Annotated in this window: 16 protein-coding genes and 1 other RNA gene; 6 read left to right on the top strand and 11 right to left on the bottom strand. The window is 65.7% G+C overall.

Features of this window, described 5'->3' with window-relative positions; all coding sequences use genetic code 11:
• Positions 1-4: 4 nt before the first annotated feature.
• From ruvB to DCM79_RS24365, 4 genes are all read right to left on the bottom strand, one after another.
• Entirely contained in the window at positions 5-1,039 is a 1,035-nt protein-coding gene (gene ruvB / locus DCM79_RS24380) for a Holliday junction branch migration DNA helicase RuvB (RefSeq protein ID WP_257180836.1), read from the bottom strand.
• 148 nt (positions 1,040-1,187) lie between these two features.
• Positions 1,188-1,805 carry a Holliday junction branch migration protein RuvA gene (gene ruvA / locus DCM79_RS24375; RefSeq protein WP_035998377.1) on the bottom strand — a complete coding sequence of 206 codons (618 nt, stop codon included), beginning with the start codon at positions 1,803-1,805 and terminating at the stop codon, positions 1,188-1,190.
• A gap of 142 nt (positions 1,806-1,947) precedes the next feature.
• A complete protein-coding gene (gene ruvC, locus DCM79_RS24370) occupies positions 1,948-2,475 on the bottom strand; it encodes a crossover junction endodeoxyribonuclease RuvC (protein ID WP_257176698.1) in 528 nt (175 codons plus the stop codon).
• Positions 2,476-2,686: 211 nt separating this feature from the next.
• Positions 2,687-3,433: a YebC/PmpR family DNA-binding transcriptional regulator gene (locus DCM79_RS24365; protein ID WP_028138448.1), complete on the bottom strand. Its 747-nt coding sequence runs from the start codon at positions 3,431-3,433 to the stop codon at positions 2,687-2,689.
• 221 nt (positions 3,434-3,654) lie between these two features.
• Here DCM79_RS24365 and DCM79_RS24360 point away from each other — a divergent pair, with 221 nt between their 5' ends.
• The 3 genes from DCM79_RS24360 to DCM79_RS24350 all read left to right on the top strand — a co-directional run bounded on the left by DCM79_RS24360 (position 3,655) and on the right by DCM79_RS24350 (position 8,375).
• A complete protein-coding gene (locus tag DCM79_RS24360) occupies positions 3,655-5,403 on the top strand; it encodes a methyl-accepting chemotaxis protein (protein ID WP_257176697.1) in 1,749 nt (582 codons plus the stop codon).
• Between the two features lie 107 nt (positions 5,404-5,510).
• Positions 5,511-6,935, top strand: coding sequence for a methyl-accepting chemotaxis protein (locus DCM79_RS24355; RefSeq protein ID WP_257176696.1), 1,425 nt, complete (start codon positions 5,511-5,513; stop codon positions 6,933-6,935).
• A 303-nt stretch (positions 6,936-7,238) separates the two neighbouring features.
• Complete coding sequence (locus DCM79_RS24350; protein ID WP_257176695.1) at positions 7,239-8,375, top strand: DSD1 family PLP-dependent enzyme; 1,137 nt, start codon at positions 7,239-7,241, stop codon at positions 8,373-8,375.
• 384 nt (positions 8,376-8,759) lie between these two features.
• Here DCM79_RS24350 and DCM79_RS24345 read toward each other — a convergent pair whose 3' ends face one another.
• The 7 genes from DCM79_RS24345 to DCM79_RS24315 form a co-directional block, all read right to left on the bottom strand.
• Positions 8,760-9,440 carry a Fic family protein gene (locus tag DCM79_RS24345; RefSeq protein ID WP_257176694.1) on the bottom strand — a complete coding sequence of 227 codons (681 nt, stop codon included), beginning with the start codon at positions 9,438-9,440 and terminating at the stop codon, positions 8,760-8,762.
• 7 nt (positions 9,441-9,447) lie between these two features.
• Complete coding sequence (locus tag DCM79_RS24340) at positions 9,448-9,621, bottom strand: hypothetical protein (protein ID WP_257176693.1); 174 nt, start codon at positions 9,619-9,621, stop codon at positions 9,448-9,450.
• A 279-nt stretch (positions 9,622-9,900) separates the two neighbouring features.
• On the bottom strand, positions 9,901-10,725 hold the full coding sequence (locus DCM79_RS24335) for a TIGR00282 family metallophosphoesterase (protein ID WP_257176692.1): 825 nt from the start codon (positions 10,723-10,725) through the stop codon (positions 9,901-9,903).
• A complete protein-coding gene (locus DCM79_RS24330) occupies positions 10,703-11,299 on the bottom strand; it encodes a 5-formyltetrahydrofolate cyclo-ligase (protein ID WP_257176691.1) in 597 nt (198 codons plus the stop codon). The genes DCM79_RS24335 and DCM79_RS24330 overlap by 23 nt, the downstream gene beginning before the upstream one ends.
• A 190-nt stretch (positions 11,300-11,489) precedes the next feature.
• Positions 11,490-11,650: non-coding RNA, 6S RNA (ssrS, locus tag DCM79_RS24325), on the bottom strand.
• A gap of 238 nt (positions 11,651-11,888) precedes the next feature.
• Positions 11,889-12,272, bottom strand: a complete 384-nt coding sequence (locus tag DCM79_RS24320) for a cell division protein ZapA (protein WP_028138455.1) — start codon at positions 12,270-12,272, stop codon at positions 11,889-11,891.
• A complete protein-coding gene (locus tag DCM79_RS24315) occupies positions 12,269-12,589 on the bottom strand; it encodes a DUF4164 domain-containing protein (protein WP_257176690.1) in 321 nt (106 codons plus the stop codon). Before DCM79_RS24315 ends, DCM79_RS24320 begins: the two co-directional genes overlap by 4 nt.
• A 374-nt stretch (positions 12,590-12,963) precedes the next feature.
• On the opposite strand from DCM79_RS24315, the gene tkt reads away from it, so the two are divergent.
• The 3 genes from tkt (at position 12,964) to pgk (ending at position 17,458) form a co-directional block, all read left to right on the top strand.
• Positions 12,964-14,949 (top strand): transketolase, encoded by a 1,986-nt coding sequence (tkt, locus tag DCM79_RS24310; protein WP_257176689.1) that lies wholly within the window; start codon positions 12,964-12,966, stop codon positions 14,947-14,949.
• Positions 14,950-15,097: 148 nt separating this feature from the next.
• Positions 15,098-16,105 carry a type I glyceraldehyde-3-phosphate dehydrogenase gene (gene gap, locus DCM79_RS24305; protein ID WP_257176688.1) on the top strand — a complete coding sequence of 336 codons (1,008 nt, stop codon included), beginning with the start codon at positions 15,098-15,100 and terminating at the stop codon, positions 16,103-16,105.
• 156 nt (positions 16,106-16,261) lie between these two features.
• Entirely contained in the window at positions 16,262-17,458 is a 1,197-nt protein-coding gene (gene pgk / locus DCM79_RS24300) for a phosphoglycerate kinase (RefSeq protein WP_028138459.1), read from the top strand.
• Positions 17,459-17,466 lie beyond the last annotated feature (8 nt).

Below are 17,466 nucleotides of genomic sequence, written 5' to 3'. Positions count from 1 at the left end.
CGGATCAGTCGTCGCTCTCGTCCGTCCCGAACAGGCCGAACTGCGCCGCCGCAGCGCGCGAGGGCTCGGCGATGCCGAGATGGCGGAAGGCGTGCGAGGTCAGCAGGCGGCCGCGGGGGGTGCGCTGGAGATAGCCGCACTGGATGAGATAGGGCTCGATGATATCCTCGATCGCGTCGCGCGGCTCGGACAGTGCCGCGGCCATGGTCTCGACGCCGACCGGGCCGCCGCCATAGTTGAGCGCGATGGTCGTGAGATAGCGGCGGTCCATTGCGTCGAGCCCAGCGGCATCGACCTCGAGCGCGCTCAGGGCGTGGTCCGCAATCTTGCGGTCGATCTTGTCTGCATCCGCCGCGGAGGCGAAGTCGCGCACGCGCCTGAGCAGCCGCCCGGCGATGCGAGGCGTGCCGCGGGCGCGGCGCGCGATCTCGTTGGCGCCGTCGGCGGTCATGCCGACATTGAGCACGCGCGCGCCACGGCTGACGATGCTCTCCAATTCCTCGATCGTGTAGAAGTTGAGCCGAACCGGAATGCCGAAGCGATCGCGCAGCGGATTGGTGAGCAGGCCGGCGCGCGTGGTGGCACCGACCAGCGTGAATTTCGACAGCTCGATCTTCACCGAGCGCGCGGCGGGCCCCTCACCGATGATGAGGTCGAGCTGAAAGTCCTCCATCGCGGGATAAAGCACCTCTTCCACCGCCGGGCTGAGGCGATGGATCTCGTCGATGAAGAGCACGTCGCGCTCTTCGAGATTGGTGAGGAGTGCCGCGAGATCGCCGGCCTTGGCGATGACAGGCCCCGAGGTGGCGCGAAAGCCGACGCCGAGCTCCTTGGCGACGATCTGAGCCAGCGTGGTCTTGCCGAGGCCGGGCGGGCCGACGAACAGCACGTGATCCAGCGCCTCGCCGCGCTTGCGTGCCGCCTCGATGAAGATCGAGAGGTTCTTGCGCGCCTGTGCCTGGCCGACGAAATCGGACAGCGATTGCGGACGCAGCGCGGTGTCGCCGACATCGTCGCTGCGGCGCTCGGGTGAGACCATGCGGCTGGCCTTGGGATCGCTCACTTCGCAAACTCCTCGTAGGGTGGGCAGAGCGAAGCGTGCCCACGTCTTTCGAGCGATCGGATGTCTGGTGGGCACGGCGCGAAGGGCGCCTTTGCCCACCCTACGGGACTGACCATTGTCGCGCTCACTTCGCCAATTCCTTCAGGCCGAGGCGGATGAGCTGCGCGGTCTCGGCGCCTTCACCGGCGCTGCGCGAGGCCGAAGCGATCGCCGCCGCCGCTTGCGGCTGGCCGTAGCCGAGATTGACCAGTGCGGAGATCGCATCCGCTACGGGCCGCGGCGCGCGCTGGTCGTCGACGGCACCGGCGAGATGCACCACGGCCGGGTCGACATTGGCGAAGGCCGGCGCCTTGTCCTTCAGTTCGGTGACGATGCGCTCGGCGACCTTGGGGCCGACGCCGGGCGTGCGCGCCACCGCAGCCTTGTCACGCAGCGCAATCGCATTGGCGAGATCGGCCGGCGACAGCGTGCCGAGCACGGCCAGTGCGACCTTGGCGCCGACGCCCTGCACGGTCTGGAGCAGGCGAAACCACTCGCGCTCCTGGTCGGTGCGGAAACCGAACAGCTTGATCTGGTCCTCGCGGACATAGGTCTCGATCGACAACACGGCGGCCTCGCCCGGCGATGGCAGATGCTGCAGCGTGCGCGAGGAGCAGTGCACCTGATAGCCGACGCCGCCGACGTCGAGGATGACGAAATCCTCGCCGTAGGAATCGATCAGGCCCTTGAGCTTGCCGATCATATCGATTCCTCGACTGCGGCCGGCACTTCTCTCTCGTCATGGCCCGGCTCGTCCCGGCCATCCACGGCCTTGGCCTCAGCGAGAAAGATCGTGGATGCCCGGGACAAGCCCGGGCATGACGGCGGCGACATATAGCGAGCGATCATATCCCGACGACCTTCAGCCGGAGCGCTGCGCTCTGGCGGTGATGGGCGTGGGTGATGGCGATGGCAAGCGCGTCGGCGGCGTCGGCTGAGGGCGGCGCGGCCTTCGGCAACAGAATCTTCAGCATCATCGCGATCTGGGCCTTCTCGGCATGACCGGCGCCGACCACGGTCTTCTTGACCTGGTTCGGCGCATATTCGGCGACCGGGATGCCGAACATTGCGGGCGCCAGCATGGCGACGCCACGGGCCTGGCCGAGCTTCAGCGTGGCAACGCCGTCCTTGTTGACGAAGGTCTGCTCGACCGCCGCTTCCATCGGCTGGTGGCTGGAGAGAACGGCCGCGAGCCCTTCATGGATCGCGAGCAGGCGGCTCGACAGCGGCAAATCGTCCGGCGGCTCCACCGAGCCGCAGGCGACGTAGATCAGCCGGTTGCCCTCGGCCTCGATCACGCCCCAGCCGGTGCGGCGCAGGCCGGGGTCGATGCCGATGATGCGGACGGGGCCACGAATCGGGAGCGCAGTCATGGGCCAGTGATAGCGGCTGGCCGCCGGAAGCGAAACAGAAACAGAACAGAAGTAACAGGGGAAAGCCGGTCTCGTGCCCCGGGCGTAGCGCGGCACGGAGTGCTGCGCTGCTGAACCGGGGCCGAGCAGGCGTCCGGACTCCGAGAACGATGGGTCCCGGCTCTGCGCAGCAGCGTTTCACGCTGCAGCGCGTCCGGGACACGGGAGTACCCTACCCGCCCATCTTCGCCATCAGCGCGTCCGACACCTCGAAATTGGCGTAGACGTTCTGAACGTCGTCGTGCTCGTTGAGCAGATCCATCAGCTTGAGCAGCTTCTCGCCGGTCTCGTCGTCGACCGCCACGGTGTTCTGCGGCTTCCAGATCAGCGCGGCCTTGCGCGGCTCGCCGAACTTGGCTTCCAGCGCCTTGGCGACGTCGCGATAGCCTTCGGTCGAGGCGTAGATCTCGTGGCCGCCCTCACCCGAGACGACGTCGTCGGCGCCGGCCTCGATCGCGGCATCCAGCACGGCGTCGTCGGAGGCGACGCTGCGGTCGTATTCGATGACGCCGGTGCGATCGAACATGAAGGAGACCGAGCCGGTTTCGCCGAGATTGCCGCCGGATTTGGTGAAGAAGGAGCGGATGTCGGAGGCGGCGCGGTTGCGGTTGTCGGTCAGCGCTTCGACGATGACGGCGACGCCGCCGGGGCCGTACCCCTCGTAACGGATCTCGTCATAATTCTCGCCGTCGCTACCGAGCGCCTTCTTGATGGCGCGCTCGATATTGTCCTTCGGCATGTTCTCCTGCCGCGCCGCGATCACGGCGGCGCGCAGACGGGGGTTCATGGCCGGGTCGGGCGTGCCGAGCTTGGCGGCGACCGTGATTTCCCGCGCCAGCTTGCCGAACAGCTTCGACTTCTGGGCATCCTGCCGCCCCTTGCGGTGCATGATGTTCTTGAATTGGGAATGTCCGGCCATGCGTGGTCTCTTGGGAAATCGTCAGCCAAAGGTGGAGCGTCGGAAGCGCGGCCTTATAGGCCGCCAACCCGCCGGAATCAAAGGGATCTCCTACTCCTAAGGTAGCACCCTAAAGGTAGCCCTGGGTACGGCCGGGTGCCCAAGGATCGGGCATTGTTAACCCTGATTTCATTCCGGACTGCGAAAATAGCGTCCGACCATTCCCCGACAAGAGAGAGCCGATGGCGTTCGGACTATTTCGGAAGCGTCTACCGGACCAGGCTGCGCCTGCGGCCGCCCCGGCCGCTCCGCAGCCGGCGGCCCATTCCGAGCCCGCTGCCGCGGCCGAGACTGATTCGGCGCGGGAAATCCTGGAGCTGCTGGAACTCGAGCTCGGTGCCATGATCCGGCAGCTCGAACGCGCCGCCAATTCGGTGGCCGGCGGCGCCGAGGCGACCGCGGCGACGCTTGCCGCCATCCGCGACCGCACCGACGCCCTGACCGGCCGGACCAACGCCGCGCAATCGACCGCCTCCACCTTCGCCCATGCCGCCGACAAGTTCACCCAGTCTGCGCTCGGAATCGGGGCGCAGGTTCGCGAGGCCGGCAAGCTCGCCGACGCCGCCAGTGCCGCGGCGCAGGAAGCCCGCGCCAATGTCGACCGCTTACGGGAATCCTCCGCCGCCATCGGCAACGTCGTCAACCTGATCGCGCAGATCGCGCGGCAGACGACGTTGCTCGCACTCAATTCGACCATCGAGGCCGCACGCGCGGGCGCAGCGGGAAAGGGCTTTGCGGTCGTCGCAACCGAGGTCAAGGCGCTGGCGGTGCAGACGCAAGGCGCGACCGAAGAGATCACGAAGAAGATCGACGCGCTGCAGCGCGACGCCGCCGGCTCTGCGGATGCCGTGCACCGCATTTCGCAGGCGATCGAGGCGATCCGCCCGGTGTTCGAGACCGTCAACGGGGCGGTCGCCGAACAGAACGCCACCACCAGCGAAGTCTCCGGCAATGCCGCGAGCGCCTCGGAGTTCATCGTCTCGGTCGGCGAGAGCGCCGCCGAGATCGACGCCGCGACCAAGGCGGCCGAGAGCCACGGCGAGAACGTCGCCAGCGCCGGCAAAGCCGTCACCACCTTCGCACAGAAGCTGAAGTCGCGTTGCGCCGTGCTGCTGCGCCAGAGCGAGCACGACGATCGCCGCAAGACCGAGCGGCTGCCCTGCCATCTCAACTTCGAGAGCGCGCGCGGCGCGATGCCGGTGTACGAGATCTCGATGGACGGCGTGCTGATCGGCGGCGCGGACGCCAGCCGGCTCGCACCGCAAGCGATGATCGAGGGCACCCTCGAAGACGTCGGCGCCTGTCGCCTGCGCGTGGTCGAGCAGTCCAAGGCCGGCGCCCGCGCGCAGTTCGCCAGCCCCAATGCCGAGCTCCGCGAAAAGATCGAGGACAAGCTCTGGTCGATCCACGAGGAGAACACGGAGTTCGTCACCCGCGCCATGGAGGCGGGCAACGCGCTGACCAAGATCTTCGAGCAGGCGGTGGCGCGCGGGGAGGTCAAGATCGACGACCTCTTCGACACCGACTATGCCGAGATCGCCGGAACCAATCCGCAGCAATACCGCACGAAATATCTCGATTGGGCCGACCGCGCCCTGCCGCCGTTCCAGGAAGCCTTTCTGGCAAAAGACAAGCGCATGGCGTTCTGCGCCATGGTCGACCGCAACGGCTTCCTGCCGGTGCACAACAAGATCTATTCGCATCCGCAGCGGCCGGGCGATGTCGCCTGGAATACGGCCAACAGCCGCAACCGGCGGATGTTCAACGATCCGGCGGGGCTCGCCGCCGCGCGCAACCTGCGATCGTACCTGGTCCAAACCTATGCGCGCGACATGGGCAACGGAAACACGGTGATGATGCGCGAGATCGACGTCCCGATCCGCGTGCAAGGCCGGCACTGGGGCGGATTCCGCACCGCCTACAAGCTCTAGTGCGCGCTCAGGCAAGACGCCGGCGGCGAATCATCCTCTAAGTCGCCGTTGGAATGGGAATGCCGCGGAGGGCCGGCGAACGGCCCTGATTGGAGGAAGCCCAGGACATGTCTGCCGCACAACTTGCCGTCATGGACACCGCATCCAACCGCACGCTCGCCGAACGGCTGATCGATCAGCTCGCCGACCGCATCGGCGGCCTCGGCGTGGAACTCGCTGATATTGCCGGCAACGTTCAGGAAGTCGCAAACCGCGTCGCCAACCAGTCGGAACGGTTCCATCATCTGCAGAAGACGGCCGAGACGATGGTCTCGGCCAACCACGACATCGCCAATGCATCGCAGGCGGTGCAAACCACGACGTCGGCTGCGGTCGGCGAGATCGCGCAGTCGCGCAGCGCCGTCGACACCGCGGTCAGCCACATCTCCGAGCTCGTCGCCGCGGTGGAGCGGATCGAGGCGCGCCTCAGCGCGGTCGGCTCGGCGCTGGCGCAGGTGGCGAAAGTGTCCGGCTCGATCGAGGCGATCGCCAAGCAGACCAATCTGCTGGCGCTGAACGCGACCATCGAGGCCGCCCGCGCCGGCAATGCCGGCCGCGGCTTCGCGGTGGTCGCAAGCGAAGTGAAGAACCTCGCCGAAGCCACCCGCCAGGCCACGCACGAGATTTCCGACACGGTGCGCGATCTCGACGGCCAGATCGAAGGCCTGATCGGCGAGAGCAGCGATGCCTCCCAGCGCGCCAAGACGGCGGGCGAAGGCGCGCAAGCGATCTCCGGCATCATCTCGCGCGTGCAGCAGGGTTTCGCATCCGTGGAAGCGGAGATCGGCAGCGTCACGCGCGCGGCGACCTCCAATCTCGGACATTGCGACACCGTCATCAGCGAGCTCAGCGAGCTCGCCAAGGGCGTCGACCTGTCCTCGCACGACCTCAAGAACGCCGACGAGCGGGTGGCCAAGCTGCTCGACACATCCGAAGGCCTGATCGCGCTGATCGCCGACAGCGGCGTGGAAACGTCGGACACGCCGCTGATCCGGATCGTGGTCGACACCGCGAAGCGGATCTCGGCCGAGTTCGAAGCCGCGATCGATCGCGGCGACATCACGCTCGACCAGCTGCTCGACGAGACCTATCGGGAAATTCCCGGCACCGATCCGAAGCAGTATCTCACCAACTACGTCGAGTTCACCGACCGCGTGCTGCCGGCGATCCAGGACCCGATCCAGAAATCGGATCCGCGCATCGTCTATTGCGTGGCCTGGGCGCGGAGCGGCTACCTGCCGACCCACAATCCGAACTACCGCCTGCCGCAGGGCAAGGACCCCGTCTGGAACAACGCCAATTGCCGCAATCGACGCCTGTTCAGCGACCGCACGGTGAAGAAGGTCGCAGGCAGCACCAAGCCGTTCCTGCTCCAGACCTACCGCCGCGACATGGGCGGCGGACAGTTCGTGCTGATGAAGGACCTGTCCTCGCCGATCATGATCCGCGGCAAGCACTGGGGCGCCTTCCGGATGGGATTCCGGCAGGGCTGACGGCGGCCCGCGGGGCAGCTCCTGCTAAAAAGCGCGAAAACAACCCCATGCACAGTAGACGGGGTCAATGAAATCAACGGCTTGCAATGGGGCAGAACGGCTTTGCGATGGGACGTCGGCGAGGCGATTTGGCTTGTCGGGCAAAACGGGGGTAGACTGCTAATATTCCGAACTGTGAGAGGCGTTGCCGTCTTCCCGGCTTTGGAGCTTTGAGCCGCCAACACTGGTGCCCGTGTCGTCGTTGCCATAGAAAGGCCGCCGCGCATTAGAGGCACGCCCCCGAACACAACAAGCTGGTTTTCGATGTCCTGTCCACCCGCCCAAATCGGCGTGCCGTTCGCCGAGATCGATACACCGGCGCTGATCATCGACCTCGACGCCTTCGAGCGCAATCTCGATACGATGGCGGCGGCTGTGAGCAAGCTCGGCGTTCGCCTGCGTCCGCACGCGAAGACCCACAAATCGCCGATCATTGCGGCCAAGCAGATCGCGCGCGGCGCAATCGGCCTATGCTGCCAGAAGGTCGCCGAGGCCGAGATCCTGGTGGCGGGCGGGGTCAGCGACGTGCTGGTCAGCAACGAGGTGGTGGGCCTGCGGAAGCTGGAACGGCTCGCCGCGCTGGCGCGCCATGCGCGCATCAGCGTGTGCGTCGACGATGCCCTGGGGGTCGAGCAACTGGCGCAGGCCGCGGAGCGGGCCGGCTCGCACATCGAAGTCCTGGTCGAGATCGACGTCGGCGCGGGTCGCTGCGGCGTCAGGCCGGGGCCGGCGGCGGCCACCTTGGCGCGGCAGGTCGCGGGGTCACGCTTCCTGTCGTTCGGCGGCTTGCAGGCCTATCACGGCTCGGCCCAGCATTTGCGCACGCCGGAGGAACGGCGCGCGGCCATCGCCGGCGCCGCGAACGCGACCGTGGAGACGCTGCGCGTCCTCAAGGAGGCCGGCTTTGAATGCCGGACGATTGGCGGCGCGGGCACCGGCACCTTCGAGCTCGAAGGCGCGAGCGGCATCTGGAACGAATTGCAGGCCGGCTCCTATATCTTCATGGACGCCGACTACGCCAAGAACTTCGCCGACGGAGCGCGCAACGCCAATCCGTTCGAGCATGCGCTGTTCGTGATCGCGACCGTGATGAGCACCGGCGCCGGCGAGCGCGCGGTCATCGATGCCGGCCACAAGGCGCTGTCGAACGACAGCGGATTTCCGGTCGTGCTCGGCCGGCCCGATTTGCGCTATCACCGGCCCTCCGACGAGCACGGCCTGCTCGATTTCGACGGCGCGTCGTCACGGCCTTCGGTCGGCGACAAGGTGACGCTGATCCCCGGCCATTGCGATCCGACCGTCAATCTCTACGACTGGTATGTCGGCGTGCGCGGCTTCAACACGCCGGATGCCCGCGTGGAGGCACTTTGGCCCGTCGCGGCGCGTGGCGCGGTCACCTGAGACAGGGTACCACGCACAAGGCAATGGCCTAAATCGCGGCGAAGAACCGTTCCAAATATCTCCGCTTCTGCATCCACTTCGCTCAAAAAGTTGTCCTGCTCCCAACGTCGCGTAGGTCGTGCTGTCAGGCGCCAAGTCCCGCACGCCGGACCGCACATTCTCCATGTCGGCCTTCAGCACGCGTATAACGAGATCGAGATCACGGCGCTGGCGAATTACTCCACGGCGCGGTTCGCGGGCGAAGAGTTCGAAGTAGACGGTCAAGGGTGTCGCAAAGCAAAGGGGACAAACGGTGGCGTCATCGCGTGGTAAGCGAAGAAGATCGTAGCTAGTACTGCCGTAGTTGCTGCCCCAAAATGTCGCGGCTTGTCGCCGTGCCACCGATCAGTGATAGTTGCGCGTCTCCGGGAGCGCGACTTCGCCGCTGGCCTGCTTCGCGGCGCTCAGCAGCTGCTTGGCCAGCATCGCGTTGAGCATGTCTTCCAGCTCGCTGACGTCGATCTTGCCCTCTTTGTAATGCTCATCAGCTTTTTCAAGCGCTGCATAGTAAGGCGCTTTGTTCGCGGAAATCTGCTCCGGAATAGTTGGCGCACCTGGCAAAAGGCTATCGAGCTTGGCGCTCATCACGACATAGGACACTGTACGCGCAGTGCGACCATTGCCATCCGCGAATGGATGAATCCAATTCAGCTTCCAAAGCACATAGGCACCGAGATGATCGGCGTTCCTTTCCCAGTTGCTGTTCACGTACTCGCACATATCCTGGATCTCGTCTGAGACGAAAGCGGCCTCCGGCGGGACGTGTTTGCTTTTCCCGATTGAGACCTTGGTATTACGCCATGTTCCGGCGAGCGGATGAATGCCGTCGAGTGCGGCTTGATGCAGCTGCAGTATCAGGTTTGCGCGCAGCCGAAACGGCCGCTCTTTGTCCTTGACAAAAGATCGAATCATCTCAACAGCGAGATCGAATTGACGAATGCCGTTTTCGGCTTCGCGCAGTGCGATCTCGTTTGGGTCATTAAGAATTGCAGCGGTTTCGGCAACACTGTGCCGATCATCGGTCACGGCGCGGCTACTCGCCTTGATGCAGTTTTTTGTCGAGGCTAGCGATCATCTCGCGGGTGATCAGCTCGTTCTCGATCTGGGTGTTACCATAAGCGAAGCTGCGGCGCTGCTCACCCAGCTCGGCTGGCGACATTTCGATTTGGCGAGCCCGCTCAATCAGTTCCTTGAGATCATTGGTCATGAGCTTCTCCCCTTGCAAGGCGATCATAGCGAACCGCCGAGCTTCCTGTAAAGTTCCTAATATCACGTGAAGGCACGAAGCTTGCGTTAGTCGACTCGCACCGCGATGTCGACCCGAAACGGCCCCATCCAAAGAATTGGATCGTCTAGGCGACCGGCGCGACGAGTTCTCAGGCCAGGCGGCAATCGATAATCGCTTTGGCCAGTTCGCCGGGGGACATTTACTCCATCGCTGGTTACTTGCGCAGCGTGCCACCGATGCCTGTCGCGCCGCGCTGCTTCAACTCAACCAGAACTTCGGCGTCGCCGGCTCCAGCCGGCCACCCATGCGCACCGGTGCAATCTTCAGCGCGAGCCCCGTCGCGTCGTCCGTCTCCACCGCGACGCCGCTCAGCGTGGCCGCGCCCGCCGCCGGCTCGAAGCGGCCGGACGGGATTCCCGAGGTGAACCGGCGCAGCGGCTCTTCCTTCTGCATGCCGATGATGGAATCGTAGTCGCCGGTCATGCCGGCATCGGTCATGTAGGCGGTGCCGCCGGACAGGATCTGGTGGTCGGCGGTCGGCACGTGGGTGTGGGTGCCGACGACGAGGCTGGCGCGGCCGTCGCAGAAGAAGCCGATGCCCTGCTTCTCGCTCGAGGCCTCGCAATGGAAATCGACGACGATGGCGTCGGCGGCAACGCCGAGCGGGCAGGCGCCGAGTTCGCGCTCCAGCGCGGCGAAGGGATCGTCGAACGGAGTCATGAAGACGCGGCCGAGCGCGTTGACGACGAGCGCGTGCTTGCCGTTCTTGGTCTCGACCAGCGCGGCGCCGCGGCCCGGCGTGCCGCGCGGATAGTTCGCCGGGCGCACCAGGCGGTCGGCGCGCTCGATGAACACCAGCGCCTCGCGCTGGTCCCAGGAATGGTTGCCGAGCGTCACCGCGTCGGCGCCGGCCTCGAGAAACTCCTGGTAGATCGCTTCCGTGATGCCGAAGCCGCCGGCGGAATTCTCGCCGTTGACGACGACGAGATCGAGCGACCAGTCCTTGACCATGCCGGGCAGATATTCGGCGACGGCCTCGCGCCCGCTGCGGCCGACCACATCACCCACGAACAGAATGCGCAACTTCAGAACTCCGGAAATCGAACACGTCCGATTCCGTTAGCACATAATCCAGCGCCACGTCGTGCGATAGTGCCGGAACCGCCTTGATCTCCTGCGCTGCGAAAGCAAGCCCGATGGCGACGATCTGTTTGGCTTTGCGCAAATGCGCGAAGGTGAAATCGTAATGCCCGGCACCGTAGCCGATGCGATGGCCGAGACGATCGAACGCCGCCAGCGGCGTCAGCATGACGTCCGGAATGACTTCGGCGGCCGCCGGCGACGGCTCGGGAATGCCGAGCGGGCCGAGCATCAGACGATCGTTCGGATGGAAAATGCGGAAGATCAGCGCCTGGCCGCGTGCGGTGACGCAAGGCAGCGCCAGCTTTACGCCCTGCTCCGCAAGCGCCTTCATCAGCGGCATCGGATCGATCTCGCTGCGGATCGGCGAATAGCCCGAGACGATGCTGCCGGGCAGCAGCTCGAACGGCAGCCCGCGCTTGGCGAGCTTTGCGGCGGCGGCGCTGCGCTTCTTCTCGCTCAGCGCGTCGCGCGCCGCCAGGGCTTTGGCGCGGAGCTCGGCTTTGGTGTTGGGCATGCGCGTTTTCTCCGAAGGCAAAGCTAGCTGCCGTCATCGTCCGCGAAGGCGGACGATCCAGTATTCCAGAGACGCAAGTGATCTAACATCGACGCCGCGGCGTACTGGATGCCCCGGTCAAGCCGGGGCATGACACTGCCGGTTCGTCGTAGACCCCACCCGACAAGAACGCACTGCAAGCAAACGAAAGTGCGAAGCCGCGTACGCCGTTGAAGCACTCGATCCCGGAGTTCCCTACGAAAGTAGGTGGGCACCATATGTCCGGGCCCACGGGCCCGGCCAGGGACAGTTCCCTAAAGGATCGATAAGGCCCCGGGGATATATGGCTCCTGACGCACGTCGCAGCCTCGCCGGGGCAATGTAACAACGATACTGACGAATCGCCAGTGCGGCGAAAGTGTCGGGCTTCGGTGTAGTGGAGCGGGCGGCGAGCCACGACGGAGGTGAACTCCCTCTCCTGCCTGCGGGAGAGGGTTGGGGAGAGGGCTCTCACCTCTCGGGGGTTCTCGCCCAGCGGAGACACCCTCTCCCCAACCCTCCCCCGCAAGCGGGGGAGGGAGCGCACTGGCCGCATGGCTACTATCGAGCTTCACCCGATCGCAATCCCATTCCCGACGGTGCGGTTCAGCACCTGGGTCGACTTCTCGATGCGCTCGGCGGCGGCGTTCAGCGCGTTGACCACGGCGGTCTGCGTCAGCCGGGCGCGCTCGACGGCGGCGTTGCGGAAATCCCTGAGCTCGGTCAGCTCCTGCTCCATGGTGCGAACACGGTTGCCGGCGTCGACCAGCTCGTCGCAGACGGTCAGCGCCGCCATCACGGTGAGGCGCGCATCGCCGATCTCGCCGAACTTTCCGCGCAGCGACTGGATGCGTGTCTCCAGGCTCTCGGCGAGCTTGAGCAGCCGCACCTCCTGGCCCTCCTCGCAGGCCATGCGGTATTGCCGGCCATTGATGGTGACGTTGATGTGGCTCATCCATCCTCTCCGGTATCGAGCACCGAGCGTATCGTGACGATGGCCGAATCCAGCCGGTCGGAGATCTCGCGGTTGGTGCGCTCGAGCTTGCGCGCCTTCACCAGCGCGCCATCGAGCTCGTCGGCAAGCCGCGAACGGTCCGTACCCAGCGCCTGAATGCGCGCCGCGAGCTCGTTCTCGTCGCGATCGGCATCGCGCCGCCGCTCCACCGCGCTTTCGAGCGCGTCGAGCGCCGCCGTCAGCCTGCGGGTCGCGATCTCGATCTCGACCGCGGAGGATTCCGTCATGGCGGCACTGTTGGACACGCGATCGTTCATGTAGTTAGCGGCGGAACCTGCGGCCTTTGCCCAGTGGCCTTTTCCTGGGGCTTGCCGCCCGGCAAAAGACTCGGTTCGGCAAGCGGTTAGAAGCAGAAATTTACGTGGCAAGCTAGCCAAGCGCAACGCCGCCGCGAAACTATGCACCGATCAATGGGGGACGGACGTCATCCCGATCCGTGAGTTCCGCCGCGAACGCATCCAGCGGAAAACCGATCTCCACAGAGGCAACTTTTGCGGCCAAATCGGCGTTTGACTGCCTTGGACTCCCGGAACCGAGGTGCTATCCCAGCCCCGACCTTCAGTGGCCGCCAGGCTCCTCCCGCGCGGGCGTACATCGCCTCCAAGCGCCTCATTTCAGACGGATTTCAGACATGACGCAGGTCGATCACACCCGTATGGCCAACGCGATCCGCGGCCTTTCGATGGACGCTGTCGAGAAGGCGAAATCGGGTCATCCCGGCCTGCCGATGGGTGCCGCCGACATCGCCACGGTGCTGTTCACGCAATTCCTGAAATTCGACGCCACGGCGCCGGCCTGGCCGGACCGCGACCGCTTCGTGCTGTCGGCCGGCCACGGCTCGATGCTGCTCTATTCACTGCTGTACTTGACCGGCAATGCCGAGATGACGCTGGACCAGATCAAGCAGTTCCGCCAGGTCGACTCGCTCACCCCCGGGCACCCGGAGAATTTCCGCACCAAGGGCATCGAGACCACGACCGGTCCGCTCGGCCAGGGCATCTCGACCGCGGTCGGCATGGCGCTGGCCGAGAAGATGCTCGCCGCCGAGTTCGGCAAGAAGATCGTCGATCACCACACCTACGTCCTCGCCTCCGACGGCGACCTGATGGAAGGCGTGTCGCAGGAAGCGATCGCGATGGCCGGGCACTGGAAGCTCAACAAGCTGATCGTGCTCTACGACGACAACGGCATCTCGATCGACGGTCCGACCTCGATCGCCGATTCCGTCGACCAGGTGAAGCGCTTCAAGTCGGCGGGCTGGGCCGCCGAGAAGATCGACGGCCATGACCAGGCGGCGATTGCCGACGCGATCACGCGCGCGAAGAAATCGAACAAGCCGACGCTGATCGCCTGCCGCACCACCATCGGCTTCGGCGCACCGACCAAGGCTGGCACCTCGAAGGTGCATGGCGAGGCGCTGGGCGCCGACGAGCTCAAGGCCGCCAAGGAGAAGCTCGGCCTCTCGCTCGAGCCGTTCGCAATCGCCGAGGACGTGCTGAAGGCGTGGCGCGCGGCCGGCAGCCGTGGCGCAGCGGCACGGCAGGAATGGGAAACGCGGCTCGGCGAGCTCGGCAGCCGCAAGCGCGCCGAGTTCGAGCGCCGTCTACGCCATGAGCGTCCCGCTTCTCTCGCCAAGGCCGTGCGCGCCTACAAGAAGGAGCTGCTGGAAAAGCCGATGACGGCGGCCACCCGGAAATCCTCGGAAGCCGTCATCGAAGTGATTGCCGGCGCGATGCCGATGGAATTCCTGGCAGGCTCGGCCGACCTCACCGGCTCGAACAACAACAAGGCGAAGTCGGCGACCGCGTTCTCGGCCAAGACGCCGAAGGGCCGCTTCATCCATTACGGCATCCGCGAGCACGGCATGGCCGCCGCGATGAACGGCATTTTCCTGCATGGCGGCTTCGCGCCGAACGGGGCGACCTTTCTGGTGTTCACCGACTACGCCCGTCCCGCGATGCGCCTCGCAGCGCTGATGGGCGCCGGGGTGGTCTATGTGATGACGCACGATTCCATCGGCCTCGGCGAAGACGGTCCGACCCATCAGCCGGTCGAGCACCTCGCCGCGCTGCGCGCCATTCCCAACATGCGCGTGTTCCGTCCCTGCGATGCCATGGAGGTCGCCGAGTGCTGGGAGCTCGCGCTCAACCGCGTGGACGGTCCGACCGTGCTGGCGCTGACGCGGCAGAACCTGCCGCAGCTGCGGACCACCGCACCGAATGACAATCCCTGTGCGGCCGGTGCCTACGAGCTGGTCGCCGCCCAAGGCGAAGCCAAGGCGACGCTGTTCGCCTCCGGCTCCGAAGTCGAGATCGCGGTCGCTGCCCAGAAGCAGCTCGCGGAACGCGGCATCGCGTCGCGCGTTGTCTCCGTTCCGTCACTGGAGCTGTTGTTAGCGCAACCAGAGGCCAAGCGCGCCGCCATCATCGGCAATGCGCCGGTGAAGGTGGCGATCGAGGCTGCCGTGCGCTGGGGCTGGGATGCCGTGATCGGCCAGGATGGTGAATTCATCGGCATGCATTCCTTCGGCGAAAGCGGCCCTGCAAAGGAGCTTTACAAGCACTTCGGTATTACCGCCGAGGCTGCGGTTAACGCTGTGCTGAAGCGCGTTACCTGAGAGTTGAGCTTGCCGCAAAAAAGGACTACGTAATCTCTCATATGATCAAGCACCGCCCGGCCGAACCGGGCGCCCGCCCCTAAAAAACCCTCGCAGGCGCGCACAGCGCGTTGTGCGGGATGACAACGGTCATTGAAGGAGACGAAACATGGCAGTCCGCGTCGGAATTAACGGCTTTGGCCGCATCGGCCGCAACATCCTGCGGGCTATCGCCGAGTCAGGCCGCAAGGACATCGAGGTCGTCGGCATCAACGACCTCGGTCCGGTCGAGACCAACGCCCATCTGCTCCGTTTCGACAGCGTCCATGGCCGCTTCCCCGGCACCGTCACCGTCGACGGCGACTCGATCAACCTCGGAGGCGGCAAGATCAAGGTGACCGCCGAGCGCGATCCCTCGAAGCTGCCCTGGAAGGATCTCGGCGTCGACATCGCGATGGAATGCACCGGCATCTTCACCTCGAAGGACAAGGCATCCGCGCATCTGACCGCCGGCGCCAAGCGCGTGCTGGTCTCCGCGCCCGCCGACGGCGCCGACGCCACCATCGTCTACGGCGTCAACCACGAAACGCTGACCCGGGATCACCTCGTCGTCTCCAACGGAAGCTGCACCACCAACTGCCTCGCGCCGGTCGCCAAGGTGCTGAACGACCTCGTCGGCATCGAGACCGGCTTCATGACCACGATCCACGCCTATACCGGCGACCAGCCGACGCTCGATACGATGCACAAGGATCTCTACCGCGGCCGCGCGGCCGCGATGTCGATGATCCCGACCTCGACCGGTGCGGCCAAGGCGATCGGCCTCGTGCTGCCCGAGCTGAAGGGCAAGCTCGACGGCGTCGCGATCCGCGTGCCGACCCCGAACGTCTCGGTGGTCGACCTCAAGATCGTCGCCAAGCGCGCCACCGACGCCAAGGAGATCAACGCGGCGATGAAGCGCGCCAGCGAGCAGCAGCTCAAGGGCATCCTCGGCTACACCAATGCGCCGAACGTCTCGATCGACTTCAACCACGACCCGCATTCCTCAACCTTCCACGAGGACCAGACCAAGGTGCAGAACGGCACGCTGGTGCGCGTGATGTCCTGGTACGACAACGAGTGGGGCTTCTCGAACCGCATGGCGGACACCGCCGCCGCGATGGCGAAGGTGATCTGAGCCACGGTCTCGTGTCCCGGACGCGGTGCAGCGCATAGCGCTGCTCCGCAGAGCCGGGACCCATTCAACCGCGGGACTCGCTTGTGATGCGGGTCCCGGTTCTGCAGCGCACCGCTCCGCGGCTAGCGCAGCGCCCGGGACAAGAGAGAGCGTCCGATGACCAATAAATTCCGCACCCTCGACGACGTCGACGTGAAGGGCAAGCGCGTGCTGCTGCGCGTCGATCTCAACGTGCCCATGGACAATGGCCGCGTCAGCGACGCGACCCGGCTCGAGCGCGTCGCGCCGACCATCGCCGAAATCTCGGACAAGGGCGGCAAGGTCATCCTGCTCGCGCATTTCGGCCGGCCGAAGGGGCGCGATGCCAAGGACTCGCTCAAGCCGGTCGCCGAGGCGCTGTCGAAGGTGGTGAAGAAGCCGGTCGCCTTCGCCGACGATTGCATCGGCGAGCCCGCGGCCAAGGCCGTCGCCGCCCTGAAGGACGGCGACATTCTCTGTCTCGAGAACACACGCTTCCACAAGGAAGAGGAAAAGAACGATCCAGCCTTCGTCGCGGAGCTGGCCAAGCTCGGCGACATCTGGGTCAACGACGCGTTCTCGGCCGCGCACCGCGCCCACGCCTCGACCGAAGGCCTCGGCCACAAGCTGCCGGCCTATGCCGGCCGCACCATGCAGGCCGAGCTCAACGCGCTGGAGAAGGCGCTGGGCTCGCCGACCAAGCCCGTCATCGCCATCATCGGCGGCGCCAAGGTCTCGACCAAGATCGACCTGCTCGAAAACCTCGTGACCAAGGTCGATGCGCTGGTGATCGGCGGCGGCATGGCCAACACCTTCCTGCACGCCCAGGGCGTTGCGGTCGGCAAGTCGCTGGCCGAGAAGGATCTGGCCGCCACCGCGCTGCGCATCATGGAGAAGGCGGACGCCGCCAATTGCGCCATCATCCTCCCCGTGGACGCCACCGTTGCCTATCACTTCGCCGCCAACGCGCCCTCGCACGCCTATGGGCTCGACGCGATCCCGGCCGACGGCATGATCCTCGACGTCGGCCCGCAATCGATCGCCCGCGTCCACGCCGCGATCGACGACGCCGCGACGCTGGTCTGGAACGGCCCCCTGGGCGCGTTCGAGATGCAGCCGTTCGACCGCGGCACGGTCGCGGCCGCCAAGCACGCTGCCGAGCGCACCAAGGCCAAGAAGCTGATCTCGATCGCGGGCGGCGGCGACACCGTCGCGGCGCTCAACCAGGCCCATGTGGCCGGTGACTTCACCTATGTCTCGACCGCCGGTGGCGCGTTCCTCGAGTGGATGGAAGGCAAGCCCCTGCCCGGCGTCGAGGTGCTGCGCGTCAAGTAACTCAAGTC

This window comes from Bradyrhizobium sp. WBOS07 (genome assembly GCF_024585165.1).
Taxonomy (GTDB): domain Bacteria; phylum Pseudomonadota; class Alphaproteobacteria; order Rhizobiales; family Xanthobacteraceae; genus Bradyrhizobium; species Bradyrhizobium japonicum_B.
This window is presented reverse-complemented; position numbering and strand designations above follow the sequence as displayed.

Coding starts and splice junctions, on each gene's coding strand:
- ruvC (WP_257176698.1), bottom strand. CDS start 2,475: ATGACTGCGCTCCCGATTCGTGGCCCCGTCCGCATCATCGGCATCGAC.
- DCM79_RS24350 (WP_257176695.1), top strand. CDS start 7,239: ATGTCCTGTCCACCCGCCCAAATCGGCGTGCCGTTCGCCGAGATCGAT.
- DCM79_RS24340 (WP_257176693.1), bottom strand. CDS start 9,621: ATGACCAATGATCTCAAGGAACTGATTGAGCGGGCTCGCCAAATCGAA.
- tkt (WP_257176689.1), top strand. CDS start 12,964: ATGACGCAGGTCGATCACACCCGTATGGCCAACGCGATCCGCGGCCTT.
- DCM79_RS24320 (WP_028138455.1), bottom strand. CDS start 12,272: ATGAGCCACATCAACGTCACCATCAATGGCCGGCAATACCGCATGGCC.
- DCM79_RS24330 (WP_257176691.1), bottom strand. CDS start 11,299: ATGCCCAACACCAAAGCCGAGCTCCGCGCCAAAGCCCTGGCGGCGCGC.
- ruvA (WP_035998377.1), bottom strand. CDS start 1,805: ATGATCGGCAAGCTCAAGGGCCTGATCGATTCCTACGGCGAGGATTTC.
- DCM79_RS24360 (WP_257176697.1), top strand. CDS start 3,655: ATGGCGTTCGGACTATTTCGGAAGCGTCTACCGGACCAGGCTGCGCCT.
- gap (WP_257176688.1), top strand. CDS start 15,098: ATGGCAGTCCGCGTCGGAATTAACGGCTTTGGCCGCATCGGCCGCAAC.
- DCM79_RS24315 (WP_257176690.1), bottom strand. CDS start 12,589: ATGAACGATCGCGTGTCCAACAGTGCCGCCATGACGGAATCCTCCGCG.
- pgk (WP_028138459.1), top strand. CDS start 16,262: ATGACCAATAAATTCCGCACCCTCGACGACGTCGACGTGAAGGGCAAG.
- DCM79_RS24365 (WP_028138448.1), bottom strand. CDS start 3,433: ATGGCCGGACATTCCCAATTCAAGAACATCATGCACCGCAAGGGGCGG.
- ruvB (WP_257180836.1), bottom strand. CDS start 1,039: ATGGTCTCACCCGAGCGCCGCAGCGACGATGTCGGCGACACCGCGCTG.
- DCM79_RS24355 (WP_257176696.1), top strand. CDS start 5,511: ATGTCTGCCGCACAACTTGCCGTCATGGACACCGCATCCAACCGCACG.